The following is a 16,511-nucleotide window of genomic DNA, read 5'->3' on the forward strand; positions in this document are numbered from 1 at the left end:
TACAGCTGTTTATCAACGATAAAAAAATCAATTCCTTTTGCCTGATAAACCGAGATTTTACATCAAATTATTAAAATACTATTCTCTGCACCGGCGAAATCATTCCATTTGAAAGAATCTGCCTCTGGCTCATTGACAAATACACCATCGATAACGTATTTGAATTCGTAAGCGGCGTCTTTGGCCACATCAAACACCCCCTTGAAAGTTCCATTTTTTAATTTACTTAAAGCCCCTTCAGCAACATTCCAATTGTTGAAATCACCCACAACAGAAGCATGACTTGCTGCCTTTGCCGCTACCGAAAAAGTAACTTTACAAACTGGCTTTGTTTTTACAAATTGTTTTTTAATCGGCATAACATATTCATTTATAGGTTTATAAAACAAAGTAAATGTAATATATTGAAGTTTCAATGGCTCCTGTGAAGTTTTAATAGAATGCCGTAAACTATGTTAATTTTTGATAAATTCAATAATTTAAAGGATCGTAAATTTACTATTCAAAAATCAGAATACGTTTTCTGTTGAAATAATCCTGAGGCAAAATAGTGACTTTGCAAAATAAATTTTACCTTTATAAACTAAAATCAGAGCGATGGAAAAAGAATTACACGAACAATATGAATATGCAAGACGAAGAATAAAACAAAAGAAACGATTGTATTTTCATTTTGTTCTTTTTGTATTGGGAAGTTTATTGCTATTTGTTGCTCATAATTTCCTTGATAGTACGGTAGTCTCGTATTGGTATCTTTGGGTTATTACAATATGGCTATTCCTTTTTATTTTGCATTTTATAAAAATTTTCATCACGGATCGATTTATGAATAAAGATTGGGAAAGAGAACAAATAGACCGCCTGGTCGCTTTGCAAAAAAAGAAAATAGACCAATTACAGACGCAAGTATCTAACGACGACCCTAAATAATTATGATAGTAATGATTGCGGCCGTAGCCGAGAATAATACGCTAGGAAAAAACAATGAATTAATCTGGCATTTGCCCAACGATTTTAAAAGATTCAAATCACTTACTTCCGGGCATCATATCATAATGGGGAGAAAAACATTTGAAAGTTTTCCCAAACCATTACCAAACAGAACCCACATCATAATCACCCGACAAAAAGAGTATCACGCTGAAGGATGCATAATTGTTGATAGTATTGAAAAAGCACTGGAAGTTTGTCCAAAAGACCAAGACACCTTTATAATTGGTGGCGGCGAAATTTATACTTTGGGACTTCCTTTTACTGATAAAATAGAAATCACACGGGTACATCACTCCTTTGAAGGCGATGCCAGATTCCCTGCGATTAATGAGTCCGAATGGAAAATAATAGTTTCGGAATTTAATGAGAAGGATGAAAAGCATCTTTACGATTATTCCTACCAGACATTCGTTAGGAAATAAAATAAAAAAACATCCTTTTGGGGATGTTTTTTTTTAACCATTGATTAAGAGCAATGACCTAGTCTTGAAACAGTATTTGATAAACTAATATAAAAATTACAAACACTAGTAACACTCCAGAAACGAAGATTATAATGTTTGATGTTTTTTGAGAATACATCTCAAAAAAGCCTTTAATACCAAATACCACGAAGGTACTAAAGACGAAAAAAATTAAAATTTCCAAAAACAAATTTAATCCTAAGAACGTATGATGCGCTTTAACTACAATACTGCCTTGTAAAACAGCATTTTCAAAACAGCTAACAAGAACAAATGAGATAAATAGCGCTAAAAATATCCATTTGATTAGGTTCACTGACTCTTTTTTAATCATTTAATATGGTTCTTTCTTGAATACCAAATTTGCGCAATAAAAATCGGAGATACAATACCCACTTTTAGTGATATTTCAAATAAAAAAATGTTTCTTATTTTAACGGACTTAGTCTTATTTAGTTCGCAAAAAATCATTCCGGCACATAAAACAAAACTTGCTTCTAATTTAAAGAACTCGTTTTTAGTTCATCCCGTTTGTATTATATTTGCATAAAAAAAATGTCAGAAAAGATAACTCCTTATAAAGGTTCTGCCTTAGGTAAAAAAGAACAGGTTGCTCAAATGTTTGACACCATTTCAGGCAACTATGATAAATTGAATCGTGTCATTTCTTTTGGAATTGATATAAAATGGCGTAAAAAAGTTTTGCAGATGGTTGCGAAATCCAATCCAAAAATAATCCTGGATATTGCTACGGGCACCGGAGATTTAGCGATTTTAATGGCACAAACCAATGCTGAAAAAATCATTGGCTTAGACATATCTGCCGGAATGCTGGAAGTTGGCGTCCAAAAAATTGCTGCCAAAAACCTTACTGCTACTATTGAAATGATTTTGGGCGACTCAGAAAACATGCCTTTTGAAGACAATTATTTTGATGCGATTACCGTTGCTTTTGGTGTTCGAAATTTTGAAACGCTGGAAAAAGGATTAGCTGAAATTTTAAGAGTTTTAAAACCAAATGGTGTATTTGTAATTTTAGAAACGTCAGTGCCAGACCAAACGCCTTACAAACAAGGCTATACTTTTTACAGTCAAAACATCCTGCCTTTGATAGGTAAATTATTCTCTAAGGATAACGTTGCCTACGGTTATTTATCTGAATCAGCTGCCGCTTTTCCTTATGGTGAGGCGTTAAACAATATTTTAAGAGAAATTGGGTTTATAGATGTTGTAGCATTACCGCAAACCTTTGGTGTGGCCACCATTTACTCAGCTTCTAAAAAATAACATGAAAAAAATAATTGCCTTACTCTTTTTTGCTTTTATTCTAAACGGATACGCCCAAAAGTCTCGAACTATTTTCAGCAAAGATCCCATTGTTAATTTGGAAAATTTTCAAAAAAAGAAAGTTTATTATGGCTTTTACTTAGGATTCAATTCCTATGATTTTAAAATTGATTATAAAATGAAAGACCCTGATATACTGGTCAAAAAAACAACCGGATTCAATGTGGGAATTATTGGTGATGTAAAATTACAGGAATACATTAACTTGCGATTTGAACCTGGATTGTATTACACAAAAAGAGACTTGTATTACCCTAATTTTTCAAACAGTGGCGATGCGCTTAGAGAAGTGAACAGCACGTACATTCATTTTCCTTTATTGTTGAAATTTTCCTCCCTAAGAACGGGCAATATTCGCCCCTATTTAGTGGGAGGATTGTCAGCTACTTTAAACTTATCCAGCAACTCTAAGTTGATGGATGATAATTTGCAGGAACGCTTTCGAGTTAAATCATGGACTACTAATTATGAATTAGGCTTTGGAATTGACCTTTTTTCCGAATATTTTATATTTTCGCCTTCCATAAGAGGTGTTTTTGGACTTAATGACGAACTAATTAGAGACAATGACCCCAGCAGTCCTTGGACAGGAAACATTGAAGCCTTAAAGACCAGAGCCATTTTAATTAATTTTACTTTCCATTAAAAAGTAGTTTGGCCGTTTTAAGTTCTCCCGTAAACTATGACTGCGCGTTGCTATCAGCCTCTACAAAACTCACTTAAGACAATTGCTGTTGCTGCAGCTACATTCAGACTTTCCGTTTTTTGAAGATTCCCAAAACGAGGAATTGTGAGTCGGTTGTGGACCTCATTTTCAAGAGCCGGAGAAATTCCATTAGCTTCATTCCCCATGATAATAATTCCCTGTTGAGGAAGAGTTGCTTTATAAATATTTTCTCCATCCATGAAGGTCCCAAAAATTGGAAGTTTTGTCTGCGCTAAAAAAACATTCAAATCAACATAATTAACATTCACCCGGGCAATGGAGCCCATGGTTGCCTGAACCACTTTTGGATTATACAGATCTACCGTTTCCTTTGAACACAAGACTTGTTGTATCCCAAACCAGTCACACAAACGCAATATAGTCCCTAAATTTCCAGGATCCCGAATAGAATCAAGCGCTAGAATCAAACCGGTTTCAGTAATTGATTTTTCTACTGGCATCTTAAAAACGGCTAAACATGTATTCGGAGTAGCCAATGCTGTAACTTTTTTTAAATCATTTTCTGAAATAATGGTTTTTTTTTCTTGGCTTACCGAATCAAAATCATTTTGGGTGGTAAACAAATGTTCCAATTCAAAATTAGAATCCAATAGTTCCTCAATTCCTTTGACACCTTCGGCAAAAAATAATTTATTGGCTATCCTATATTTTTTTTGCTGCAAACTCGTTATAAGCTTTATTTGGTTTTTACTAACCATAAAATAATGTACTTTTGAATTAAATATTTTAGAACACTTGAAAAAAATTTCTACAAAAATAACTGCATTTATTGTAATTGCAATACTAATTTGCGCTTGTGACGCTGTAAAAAGAGTTCCTGACGGGAAATTGCTGCTTACAAAAAATGAAATCGAGGCCAATGGCAAATCCATTAAGGAGGAAACTATTTTTAATCAGTTGTATCAAAAACCAAACAGTACCTTGCTGGGCTATCGTTTGCGCTTGAACCTTTACAATCTTGCCAATCTAAATCCAGATTCAACCTATCAGGCTAAGTTTGCTAACAATCCCGAAAAATACAAAAGACAATCCAAATGGCTGTCTGAAAAACAAGTCAACAGACTCGGAAAGTCTTTTTTATATTATGGCATCCATAATTTTTTAAAAAAAACAGGAGAGCCTCCTGTAATTATCGACAAAGAAAGAGCTGACAAATCAGTATTGCGATTGAAATATTACTATTTCAACAATGGCTATTTTAATGTAAATGCAAATTACAACATAGACACCCTGAGCCTTAAAAAAGCTAAAATAAAATACGCCATAACGCCCGGAAATGCCTTTTTCCTAGATACTTTAAAAACCACTATTTTAACTCCAGCATTAGACTCTTTATACCAAACCAATAAATCCAATACCTTTCTAAAATCAGGCAATCAATACAAAACAGAAGATTTTGAGAATGAAAAAAACCGAATTACCACTCATTTCAGAAATAACGGAGCCTATTATTTTCAGTCCAACTACGTTACTTTTGATATTGACACGATTAAAAAAGTAAATCAAGCAAATATAAACCTGGTCATTAATAATTATTCGTACCAAGATCAGGATTCTAGCAAAACGGTGCCTTTTAAAATTTATAAAATAAGTGATGTAAATATTTATACGGACTATTCCTCAGAGAATAACAACCGGACTATTACAGATAGTACAACCTACAAAAACTTCAATTTATACAGCCATCAAAAATTAAAATACAAACCTCGCGCGATAACTAACGCCATATTCATTACAAAGGGAGGTTTGTATGCTGATTACAAAACAGTCTTGACCACACGCTACCTGAACAACCTCAAAGTATTCAACTACCCCTCCATACAATATGAAGTTGACAAAAGAGACAGTACTGCACAATCGCTGATCGCTAAAGTATACCTGACTCCCCGCAAAAAATATAGTTTTGGGACTACACTAGATGTTACCCATTCTAACATTCAGGATTTTGGTATCGGATTGAGTGTTTCAGAAACAATCAGAAATGTTTTTAATGGTGCTGAAACACTGGAAATTGCAGCCCGTGGCAATATAGGTTCCTCACAAGATCTTGCCAATCCAAATAATAATTTTTTTAATGTATCCGAGTACGGGTTGGATTTAAAATTAAATATTCCTAGAATTTTCATTCCCTTTAGCACTGAAAAAATCATTCCAAAAAGCATGATTCCCTCCACACTAATCACAGTCGGTTTTGCAAAACAAAGAAATCTGGGGTTAGACAAAGAAAATTTCACGGGAGCACTATCGTACAATTGGACTCCAAAAAGAAACCATACTGCCCGATTTGACCTGTTTAACACCCAGTTTGTTCGCAATCTAAATCCCAATAATTATTTCTTTGTTTACAACTCTTCTTACAGAGCATTGAATGCCATAGGGAAGCAATACAACACCAACCCTAACTACTATAACAATGATATCGATAGGGATTTAGTCATTGAAAGAGGCACAACTGGATTTACCCGTGATGTCTTATCAGGAAATGCGAGTTTCTTAAAACCATTAGAAAGTGCTGATATAGAAAGTGTAAAAAGCATTGAGGAAAGAAGACTCCGACTTACGGAAAACGATTTTATACTCGCTACAAGTTTTACGTTTTCAAAAACAACAAAGAAAGACTTATTAGACAATGATTTTTATCTCTTTAGAACAAAAATAGAATCAGCGGGAACACTATTGTCAGCTTTTGCAAAAACGACGAATCAAAAAGAAAATGTCACCGGTAATTATGAGATATTTAATTTAGAATACTCTGAATACCTAAAAACAGAATTTGAATACATCAAACATTGGGATTTATCTAAAGAAAAGATCTTTGCCTTTCGATCCTTTTTTGGCATTGCAGTCCCATTTGGTAATTCAAATTACATTCCTTTTTCAAGGAGTTATTTTTCTGGGGGCTCAAATGACAACCGAGCCTGGCAACCATACAGCTTAGGCCCCGGGAGTAGCGGAGCTGTAGATGATTTTAATGAAGCCAACATGAAAATTGCCATCAGTGGTGAATTTAGATTTAAAATATTAGGCAATTTAAAAGGGGCCCTTTTTGCTGATGCCGGGAACATTTGGAACGTATTGGATAATGTGGTGGATGAGAAATCAACATTTACCAGTTTCAGCGACTTAAAAGACATTGCATTAGGCACGGGATTCGGCCTTCGATATGACCTGAGTTTTTTTGTAATTCGTTTTGATTTAGGATTTAAAACTTATAATCCTGCCAACGAAACCCGTAAAAGATGGTTTCAAGAATATAATTTTGGAAACTCTGTTTTAAATTTTGGAATAAATTACCCGTTCTAATGCTAAATAATTCTTATTTTTGCAAAACTAAAAACTAAAAAATAACTAAAAAAAACACAATGGCACATACTATTAAACCGGGCGTAGCTACAGGAGATCAAGTACAAGAAATTTTCAATTACGCAAAAGAAAAAGGATTTGCACTTCCGGCAGTAAACGTTACTGGATCAAATACAATCAATGGTGTCCTTGAAACTGCAGCAAAACTTAATGCTCCTGTTATCATTCAGTTTTCTAATGGAGGAGCACAATTTAATGCAGGTAAAGGACTTTCGAATGTTGGTGAAAAAGCAGCTATCGCTGGTGGAATTGCAGGAGCTTTACACATTCACACCATGGCGGAAGCGTATGGAGCAACTGTAATTTTACATACTGACCATTGTGCGAAAAAATTATTACCTTGGATAGACGGCCTATTAGATGCTTCCGAAGCACATTTTGCTAAAACCGGAAAACCATTGTTTTCGTCTCACATGATTGATTTATCTGAAGAGCCTATCGAAGAAAACATCGAAATTTGCAAAGGCTATTTAGAACGAATGAGTAAAATGGGAATGACATTAGAGATCGAACTTGGAATCACAGGTGGTGAAGAAGATGGTGTAGACAACTCTGATGTTGATAGTTCAAAATTATATACACAACCAGAAGAAGTTGCTTACGCATACGAAGAACTTTCAAAAGTAAGTCCACGATTTACAATTGCTGCTGCTTTTGGAAACGTACATGGAGTGTACAAACCCGGAAATGTAAAATTGACTCCAAAAATCTTGAAAAATTCTCAGGATTTTGTTCAAAATAAATTCAATACAGGATCTAATCCAGTAGATTTCGTTTTCCACGGTGGTTCTGGTTCTACATTAGAAGAAATAAGAGAAGGGATCAGCTACGGGGTAATAAAAATGAATATCGATACTGATTTGCAATTTGCATTTACAGAAGGAATTCGTGATTACATGGTTAAAAATATTGACTATTTGAAAACTCAAATTGGAAACCCAGAAGGCGCTGATGTTCCAAACAAAAAACATTACGACCCAAGAAAATGGTTGCGTGAAAGTGAAGTTACTTTCAACACAAGACTTGAGCAAGCATTTGCTGACTTGAACAATGTGAATACATTATAAAAATAGTGGTCCGTTTTTAGTGTTCAGATCTCAAATGCTGACAATGGAACACTAAAACTGATTACAAAACACTGAATACCTGATTACTGAACACTGAATACTAAAGAAATGGCTTGGTTTAAAAGAAAAGAAAAAGGGATTACTACCGCTACCGAAGACAAAATGGATATTCCAAAAGGACTTTGGTACAAATCTCCAACCGGAAAAATCATTGATGCCGATGAACTAGCTCGCAACTTATTTGTGAGTCCAGAAGATGGTTTTCATGTCAGAATTGGAAGTGCTGAATATTTTCAAATCTTATTTGACAATAATGAATTTGTTGAATTAGACAAGAATATGACTTCTAAAGATCCTTTGCACTTTGTGGATACCAAGAAATATGCAGATCGTTTGAAAGATGTAATGGAAAAAACCAAACTCAAGGATGCAGTACGCACGGGAGTTGGAAAATCAAAAGGTAAAGATTTAGTTATTTGCTGTATGGATTTTGCCTTCATTGGTGGTTCTATGGGTGCAGTTGTAGGTGAAAAAATAGCGAGAGGAATTGATCACGCCATCAAAAACAACTTGCCTTTTGTCATGATTTCAAAATCAGGTGGAGCCAGAATGATGGAAGCTGCTTATTCATTAATGCAATTAGCCAAAACATCTGTTAAGTTAGCACAACTTGCCGAAGCAAAACTGCCTTATATTTCGTTATGTACAGATCCAACAACTGGAGGAACAACTGCTTCATACGCGATGCTAGGTGACATCAACATATCTGAACCAGGCGCATTAATAGGATTTGCTGGCCCAAGGGTAGTACGAGACACAACTGGTAAAGATTTACCAGAAGGTTTTCAGACTGCTGAGTTTTTACTCGAACATGGCTTCTTAGACTTTATCACACCAAGAAAAGAATTGAAAGACAAGATCAACTTGTACATTGATTTGATTCAGAACAATGATATTCGATAAATAAAATCCCAAGCAATTGGGACTTTATATTTGCGCTACATTCTCTTTATAACAAAAAACAGCTTCCAAAAAAATATTGGAAGCTGTTTTTTGTTATGCCATTATATTTAAAATTAAGTGTTTACAAAAGAGGATTACTCAAACCTGAGTTTTTTATATCCCGGTACGAATAGCCTCCACCGGATCTAATTTAGAAGCTGCAATTGCAGGTAGAATTCCGGATATTAGACCAATTATAGCCGCTAATCCTGTTCCTAGGACAATATTACCCATACTTAAGACAAACTCGAAGTCTAAGGCTTTTGTTACAATAAGAGTAATAATCCAAACTAAGAGCAATCCTATCAAACCACCAATAACTGATAATATTATCGCTTCAAATAAAAACTGAAACAATATAAACTTGTTTTTGGCTCCCAATGATTTTTGGATCCCAATCAAATTCGTACGCTCTTTTACAGAAACAAACATAATATTAGCAATTCCAAAACCACCTACAAGCAGAGAAAAGCCACTGATAACCCATCCTACAAGATTCATTTGCCCAAGGATACCATCAATAAGGTCAGTAAATCCAGAAAAAACATTAATGAAAAAATTATCTATTTCACCTGCTTTCACTCCCCTAAAGCTTCTTAATTTTTGTGCTATTTCTTCTTTATAAGCTGCCATGTCAGCTCCATTTTCAGGTTTAAAAATAATAACATTTGTCAAAGCAGTATTATTATCCCCGTATAGTTGTCGCACAAAATTGACTGGAATATAAGCTGAGGTGTCATTACTATCCCCAAACAAACCCGCTCCTTGTTTCTTCAAAACCCCAATGACCGTAAAACGATTTCCATACAACCGCACGTTTTTTCCAATGGGTTCTGCATCATCAAAAAGTGATTTTGCAATTTCATTCCCCAAAACAACAACTGTAGCTCCGGAATTGGCTTCGGATTCATTGTAAAATCGTCCGCTTTCAAACTCAAGGCCCTGAATATCTATAAATTCCTGAGAAACAGGAACTATATTGACATCACTAACTGTTTTTGAATCAAATTTAATAGATTCTCTTCTGATAAATATTTGATAGGCCATTTGATCCGTGTTAGTCATTGCACCTTTCATATAGGTGTATTCATCATACTTCACATTAGGAAACTGTTCTCTTTTCCATTGTGGAATTTCCGAAGGTCCGAAAGAAAATTTCATCAAATAAATCGTATTTTTATCTAAACTACTCAAATCTTTAGTGATTTTTCTGTCCAAAGAATCTACAGCAGCGAGTACCGCTATAATAGAAAAAATCCCAATAGTAACGCCTAACAAAGAAAGCAGCGTTCGTAACTTATTGTTGCGCAATGCATTCATCGCAAAGCTAAAACTCTCTTTTAATAATCGAAGGTAAACTAACATACAATCTATTTAGTGTTAAGTAAAATTCTATAAATATTAATCAGAAACCTAATGAAAAATCGTTTCGTTACATTGTGAAAGCGCTATTTTTATGTTTCCCGTTGCAATAGCCGTAAAAATTACAATTATCTCAATTTCAAATGGCTTAATTTTGACATTAAAAAACTATTTTTGCATTTTATAACTATAACTACATAATGAGCACAACTAAAACAATTCAATCTGCATTAATCTCCGTCTTTTCAAAAGAAGGATTAGAACCTATAGTAAGACAACTAAACAGTCAAAATGTTACACTTTATTCTACTGGAGGGACTGAGGATTTTATAAAAAATTTAGGAATTCCCGTAATACCCGTTGAAGATGTGACCTCTTACCCTTCTATTTTGGGTGGAAGAGTAAAAACATTACACCCAAAAGTCTTTGGTGGAATACTAAATCGCCAAGATAATGAGAGTGATGCACAACAAATGCTAGAATTCAACATTCCACAAATTGATTTAGTCATTGTTGACTTATATCCTTTTGAAAAAACGGTTGCTTCAGGAGCAAGTGAAGCAGACATCATTGAAAAAATAGATATTGGTGGTATTTCTTTAATTCGTGCTGCTGCAAAAAACTTCAAGGATACCGTAATTGTGGCTTCGGTAGATCAATACGGCTTGCTTTTAGATTTAATTATCGATCAAAATGGCGCTACAACACTGGAAGACCGAAAATTATTGGCAACAAAAGCATTTCATGTTTCTTCTCATTATGACACTGCAATTTTCAATTATTTTAATACTGACGAAACCATTTACAAAGAAAGTATTCCTAACGGTCAAGTGCTGAGATACGGTGAAAACCCACATCAAAAAGGATTTTTCTTTGGAGATTTTGAGGCTATGTTCAACAAAGTGCACGGAAAAGAATTATCATACAATAATTTGTTGGATGTAGATGCAGCTGTAAATTTGATAGCTGAATTCAACAATGACGGCCCTACATTTGCCATATTAAAACACAACAACGCTTGTGGTTTAGCGACACGAACAACTATTACTGAGGCCTATTTAGCCGCATTAGCTTGTGACCCGACATCTGCCTTTGGAGGTGTTTTAATTTCCAATACTAAAATTGATGCAGTGACTGCAACAGAGATAAACAAATTATTTTGTGAGGTGGTCATTGCCCCCGAATATGATACTGAGGCCCTGACTATTTTACAAGAAAAGAAAAACCGAATCCTATTAGTTCAGAACGAGGTTGCGTTACCCCAAAAAACGGTACGAACCTGCTTGAACGGACTTTTAATTCAAGAAAGAAATACGGTAACTGACAATAAAGAAGCCTTAAAAACCGTTACCATAACAGCTCCTACTGAACAGGAAATTCAGGATTTAATTTTCGCTTCCAAAATTTGTAAAAACACCAAATCAAACACGATTGTTTTTGCTAAAAACGGAACACTTATTGCATCCGGTACAGGACAAACATCCAGAGTTGATGCCTTAGTACAGGCGATAGAAAAAGCTAAAAATTTTGGATTTGACTTACATGGAGCCTCAATGGCAAGTGATGCGTTTTTCCCTTTCCCAGACTGTGTTGAAATAGCTAAAAAAGCAGGTATTACTGCGGTAATTCAGCCAGGCGGATCCATCAAAGACAATTTGAGCATTGACTATTGCAATGAAAATAAACTTGCAATGGTATTTACGGGAACGCGTCATTTTAAACATTAATTTGTTTAACTTTGTGCGTTTCAAATTTATAACATTTTAACCCCAAAAAATTTATGGGATTTTTTGATTTCATGACTGAGGATATCGCGATAGACCTTGGTACCGCTAATACTTTAATCATACATAATGATAAAGTTGTAATAGACAGTCCATCAATTGTTGCCAGAGACAGAGTTTCTGGTAAAATCATTGCTGTGGGCAAAGAAGCCAACTTGATGCAAGGTAAAACACATGAAAACATTAAGACAATACGCCCTTTGAAAGATGGTGTAATTGCTGATTTTGATGCTTCAGAAAAAATGATAAGTATGTTTATCAAAAGCATACCCGCGCTAAAGAAAAGAATGTTTACTCCTGCGTTAAGAATGGTCGTTTGTATTCCCTCTGGCATTACCGAAGTGGAGATGAGAGCCGTAAAAGAGTCTTGTGAAAGAGTAAACGGTAAAGAAGTATACCTAATACACGAACCTATGGCAGCAGCAATAGGTATTGGTATTGATATTATGCAACCAAAAGGAAACATGATTGTAGATATAGGTGGTGGAACAACTGAAATTGCCGTAATCGCCTTAGGTGGTATTGTTTGTGACAAATCAGTAAAAATAGCTGGTGATGTATTCACAAATGATATCGTATATTATATGCGTACCCAACACAATCTTTTTGTTGGAGAAAGTACAGCTGAAAAAATAAAAATTCAAATTGGCGCAGCAATAGAAGATTTAGAAACACCTCCTGAAGACATGTCCGTTCAAGGTAGAGATTTACTTACTGGTAAACCAAAACAGGTAGAAGTATCGTACCGAGAAATTGCAAAAGCATTAGACAAATCAATTCAAAGAATTGAAGATGCCGTTATGGAAACGTTATCACAAACTCCCCCAGAACTAGCTGCCGATATATACAACACAGGAATCTACCTTGCCGGTGGAGGCTCCATGTTAAGAGGTCTTGACAAGCGAATTTCACAAAAAACTGATTTACCAGTTTACATTGCAGAAGATCCGTTAAGAGCTGTAGTAAGAGGGACAGGAATGGCACTAAAAAACATTGCTAAATTTAAAAGTATTTTAATCAAGTAATTTGTTATAGCTACTCTTGTCAATTTACAGGACTGAGATAGCATCCAGCAACAACTATTAGATTCCAAAATAAAACAGACAGCTATTTATATTATACCGTTAGAAAATGCAGCAAATATTTAATTTTATTTTTAAAAACAGTAATCGGTTACTGTTTTTGCTGCTTTTGGGTATTTCATTATCCCTTACCATTCAATCCCACTCCTTTCACAGAAGTAAAATAATTAGTTCTGCAAATTTTCTAAGCGGAGGTGTCTATGAAAAGGTAAACAACCTTAATGAATATTTGAATTTAAAAACTGAAAATGAAGCACTCGCGCTTGAAAACGCAAAATTAAAGAGTCTTATATTTAACAAAAAAGATACCACTGCAATAAAAAAACTAGACAGTCTAAAAGGGATCGAATCAGGAGATATATTAGTATCTAAGGTAATACACAATTCTTATAGTACTCACGAAAATTATTTAACCTTAAATTCAGGAGAACTAGAAGGTGTGAAACCAGACATGGGCGTTATAAACAGCTTAGGAATTATAGGAATCATAGAAAATACCTCCCCTAATTATGCCACTGTGATTAGCATTTTAAATAAGAAATTTCAAATTAATGCTAAAATCAAAAAATCCAATCATTTTGGATCTTTGATATGGAACGGAAAAAGTACTGGCTTTGTACAATTGATAGATGTTCCTAGATTAGCCGCTATTAGAAAAGGAGACACCATTGTAACAGGGGGGCAATCTGTAATATTTCCAGAAAACATCAACATAGGAACTATTGACAAAATAGAAATAGACAATCAGACTAATTATTACACCATAAATGTTAAATTATTTAACGATATGACAAATCTAGGTCACGTTTATATTATAACGCGTAAAGATCGTGAAGAAATTATTAATTTAGAAAAAAGAAATAAGGATGAATAGCGCACTGTTAGTCAATATTTCCCGATTCCTTTTGTTATTAGCAATTCAGATTATCATATTTAATAACATGAATTTTTTTGGGTATATAAGCCCATTTCCTTATGTGTTATTTATCATACTTTATCCCGTAAATGGAAATAAATCAGGACTACTAATTGCTAGTTTTTTACTAGGCCTTATCATGGATATGTTCAGTAATTCTGGAGGAACACATGCGACCGCTTGCTTAGTATTAGCCTACTTTAGACCTTCTGTTTTTAAGTTCTCCTTTGGGTTAAGTTATGAATACCAAACTATAAAACTGAATGATGTATTAACCCCAGAAAGATTTTCTTTTTTATTACTATCGGTTACCATTCATCATTTTACGATGTTTTTGCTGGAAGCTTTTCAATTTAGCTTTATTTTAGATGTCGTATTACGAACTTTATTGAGTACCATATTCACACTCCTTATTTGCATAATTATAATATACCTTATTAAGCCTAATAAAAGATGAGAAAAGCACTATTGCCTTCCCTAATCATTCTTGCTACTTCTTTACTAATATTGCGTATTTTTTATTTGCAAATAGTGGATGACACCTTAAAGTTAAAATCTGAAAATAACGCAATTAAAAAAAAATATGAATATCCTGAAAGAGGCTACATCTATGACCGTAAAGGCGTATTAATGGTTGCGAACCAAGCATCTTATGACATTATGGTCATTCCTAGAGAATTAAAAAACACAGATACTTTAGAACTTTGTCAATTGTTGAAAATTTCAAAAGAAGATTTCATTAAAAGAATTGAAAAAGCTAGAATATATAGTCCGCGGTTACCCTCTGTTTTTTTATCACAATTGAATAAAAGTGAATTTGCAGCTTTTCAAGAAAAAATAAGAAAATATGAAGGTTTTTATTTTCAAAAACGTTCCCTTCGTGATTATGAAGTAAATTTTGGAGCCAATGTTTTTGGGGGCATCACTCAGGTAAATGAAAAACTAGTAGCCAAAAATCCATATTACAATAGCGGTGATTTAATTGGAAGACAGGGAGTTGAAGAAAGCTATGAAGATCTTTTACGCGGGGTAAAAGGGGTTAAATACATTCAAAAAGACAAATACAATAGGGAAATTGGCTCCTATAAAGAAGGGAAATACGACACTATAGCCGTGCAAGGAGAAGATATAAATCTTACTATTGACGCCGAACTTCAAAAATACGGAGAGGAATTGATGATTAATAAAAGAGGCGGAATTGTTGCTATAGAACCTCGCACTGGCGAAATACTAGCACTGGTAACCGCTCCTTCTTATGATCCAGGAATATTGGTAGGAAGACAACGCTCTAAAAACTACACCCAACTATACCATGATTCAATAGCAAAGCCACTGTATGACAGAGGATTACTAGCTGAATATCCGCCAGGATCACCGTTTAAAATTTTAACTGGCTTAGTTGCTCTACAAGAAGGTGTAATAGATGAAAACACAAGCGTATCCTGCAATAATGGTTTTAGTTATGCAAGAGGTCGATTTATGAGATGCCATTGTAGAGGAGGTTCTCTTCAGCTGCACAGAGGTATATATGAATCTTGCAATTCCTATTTTGCCACAGCGTATATGAAGACAATAAACAAATATACAAAACCGTCCACAGCTGTTGATGTTTGGAGCAACCACATAAAAAGCTTTGGACTGGGACAATTTATGGGATATGACTTACCAACAGGTAAAAGAGGAAATATTCCGGATTCTAAAACATACAAACGCATCTATCCAAATGGAGGGTGGAGAAGTACCACGATCGTTTCTAATTCAATAGGACAGGGCGAAGTTCTAATGACACCCATACAACTTGCTAACATGATGGCAACTGTTGCAAATGAAGGTTATTATTACACCCCTCACATCATCAAAAAAATTGAAGGCCACAAAATTGATAAAAAATTCACGACAAAACACACCACTACCATCGACAAAAAACACTTCAAACCCATAATTAGCGGTTTGTTTGATGTGTACAACATGGGGACTGCTAGCGCACTTAAAGTCGAAGGAATAGATATTTGTGGTAAAACCGGTACAGCTGAAAATTTTGCTAAAATTGGAGGCAAAAGAATTCAACTTAAAGATCATTCCATATTTGTAGCTTTTGCACCAAAAGACAATCCGAAAATTGCCATTGCTATCATGGTTGAAAATGGGGGATTTGGATCAACAATAGCGGGACCAATTGCCAGTTTGATGATTGAAAAATACCTAAGACAAAAAATCACAAGGATAGATCTGGAAAAAAGAATACTTGCAACCAGCTTACAAAGTCAATATGCCAAATTAGGTGGACTTTCTGACGCAGTCAAATTGCAATTACGCATTAGCGACTCGCTTTTAAATAAAAGAACAATTCCTGCCGTAAGGATTAAAACAGATGCCTCAAAAGTAAAAAAACAAGTTATTTAAA

General features: G+C 34.6%; 15 protein-coding genes. 12 read left to right on the plus strand and 3 right to left on the minus strand.

Annotated features, from left to right (window positions below):
* Positions 1-62: 62 nt before the first annotated feature.
* Positions 63-359 (minus strand): isoamylase early set domain-containing protein, encoded by a 297-nt coding sequence (locus tag EKM01_RS13330; RefSeq protein ID WP_126768641.1) that lies wholly within the window; start codon positions 357-359, stop codon positions 63-65.
* Positions 360-597: 238 nt separating this feature from the next.
* Here EKM01_RS13330 and EKM01_RS13335 point away from each other — a divergent pair, with 238 nt between their 5' ends.
* The 4 genes from EKM01_RS13335 to EKM01_RS13355 all read left to right on the plus strand — a co-directional run bounded on the left by EKM01_RS13335 (position 598) and on the right by EKM01_RS13355 (position 3,450).
* Positions 598-930 (plus strand): 2TM domain-containing protein, encoded by a 333-nt coding sequence (locus EKM01_RS13335; protein WP_126457452.1) that lies wholly within the window; start codon positions 598-600, stop codon positions 928-930.
* 2 nt (positions 931-932) lie between these two features.
* Complete coding sequence (locus tag EKM01_RS13340) at positions 933-1,415, plus strand: dihydrofolate reductase (RefSeq protein ID WP_126457453.1); 483 nt, start codon at positions 933-935, stop codon at positions 1,413-1,415.
* Positions 1,416-2,012: 597 nt separating this feature from the next.
* The gene (ubiE, locus tag EKM01_RS13350; RefSeq protein ID WP_126457454.1) at positions 2,013-2,744 is read left to right on the plus strand and encodes a bifunctional demethylmenaquinone methyltransferase/2-methoxy-6-polyprenyl-1,4-benzoquinol methylase UbiE; all 732 of its coding nucleotides are present in this window, start codon (positions 2,013-2,015) and stop codon (positions 2,742-2,744) included.
* 1 nt (position 2,745) lies between these two features.
* Positions 2,746-3,450: a porin family protein gene (locus EKM01_RS13355; protein ID WP_126768642.1), complete on the plus strand. Its 705-nt coding sequence runs from the start codon at positions 2,746-2,748 to the stop codon at positions 3,448-3,450.
* A gap of 53 nt (positions 3,451-3,503) precedes the next feature.
* Here EKM01_RS13355 and EKM01_RS13360 read toward each other — a convergent pair whose 3' ends face one another.
* Complete coding sequence (locus EKM01_RS13360; protein ID WP_126457456.1) at positions 3,504-4,229, minus strand: RNA methyltransferase; 726 nt, start codon at positions 4,227-4,229, stop codon at positions 3,504-3,506.
* A 37-nt stretch (positions 4,230-4,266) separates the two neighbouring features.
* On the opposite strand from EKM01_RS13360, the gene EKM01_RS13365 reads away from it, so the two are divergent.
* The 3 genes from EKM01_RS13365 to accD all read left to right on the plus strand — a co-directional run bounded on the left by EKM01_RS13365 (position 4,267) and on the right by accD (position 8,924).
* Positions 4,267-6,834, plus strand: coding sequence for a BamA/TamA family outer membrane protein (locus tag EKM01_RS13365; protein WP_126554950.1), 2,568 nt, complete (start codon positions 4,267-4,269; stop codon positions 6,832-6,834).
* A gap of 59 nt (positions 6,835-6,893) precedes the next feature.
* A complete protein-coding gene (gene fbaA / locus EKM01_RS13370; RefSeq protein WP_126516129.1) occupies positions 6,894-7,961 on the plus strand; it encodes a class II fructose-bisphosphate aldolase in 1,068 nt (355 codons plus the stop codon).
* A gap of 108 nt (positions 7,962-8,069) precedes the next feature.
* The gene (gene accD, locus EKM01_RS13375; protein ID WP_126452945.1) at positions 8,070-8,924 is read left to right on the plus strand and encodes an acetyl-CoA carboxylase, carboxyltransferase subunit beta; all 855 of its coding nucleotides are present in this window, start codon (positions 8,070-8,072) and stop codon (positions 8,922-8,924) included.
* A gap of 153 nt (positions 8,925-9,077) precedes the next feature.
* Here accD and EKM01_RS13380 read toward each other — a convergent pair whose 3' ends face one another.
* A complete protein-coding gene (locus EKM01_RS13380; protein ID WP_126452943.1) occupies positions 9,078-10,328 on the minus strand; it encodes an ABC transporter permease in 1,251 nt (416 codons plus the stop codon).
* 197 nt (positions 10,329-10,525) lie between these two features.
* On the opposite strand from EKM01_RS13380, the gene purH reads away from it, so the two are divergent.
* The 5 genes from purH (at position 10,526) to mrdA (ending at position 16,510) form a co-directional block, all read left to right on the plus strand.
* Positions 10,526-12,052 (plus strand): bifunctional phosphoribosylaminoimidazolecarboxamide formyltransferase/IMP cyclohydrolase, encoded by a 1,527-nt coding sequence (purH, locus tag EKM01_RS13385; RefSeq protein ID WP_126743520.1) that lies wholly within the window; start codon positions 10,526-10,528, stop codon positions 12,050-12,052.
* Positions 12,053-12,105: 53 nt separating this feature from the next.
* A complete protein-coding gene (locus tag EKM01_RS13390; protein ID WP_126452939.1) occupies positions 12,106-13,134 on the plus strand; it encodes a rod shape-determining protein in 1,029 nt (342 codons plus the stop codon).
* Positions 13,135-13,240: 106 nt separating this feature from the next.
* Positions 13,241-14,065, plus strand: coding sequence for a rod shape-determining protein MreC (gene mreC / locus EKM01_RS13395; protein WP_126457462.1), 825 nt, complete (start codon positions 13,241-13,243; stop codon positions 14,063-14,065).
* Positions 14,058-14,564, plus strand: coding sequence for a rod shape-determining protein MreD (locus EKM01_RS13400; protein ID WP_126457463.1), 507 nt, complete (start codon positions 14,058-14,060; stop codon positions 14,562-14,564). Before mreC ends, EKM01_RS13400 begins: the two co-directional genes overlap by 8 nt.
* The gene (gene mrdA / locus EKM01_RS13405) at positions 14,561-16,510 is read left to right on the plus strand and encodes a penicillin-binding protein 2 (protein ID WP_126768643.1); all 1,950 of its coding nucleotides are present in this window, start codon (positions 14,561-14,563) and stop codon (positions 16,508-16,510) included. Before EKM01_RS13400 ends, mrdA begins: the two co-directional genes overlap by 4 nt.
* Position 16,511 lies beyond the last annotated feature (1 nt).

The organism is Flavobacterium sp. RSP46 (assembly GCF_003984825.1).
Lineage (GTDB): Bacteria > Bacteroidota > Bacteroidia > Flavobacteriales > Flavobacteriaceae > Flavobacterium.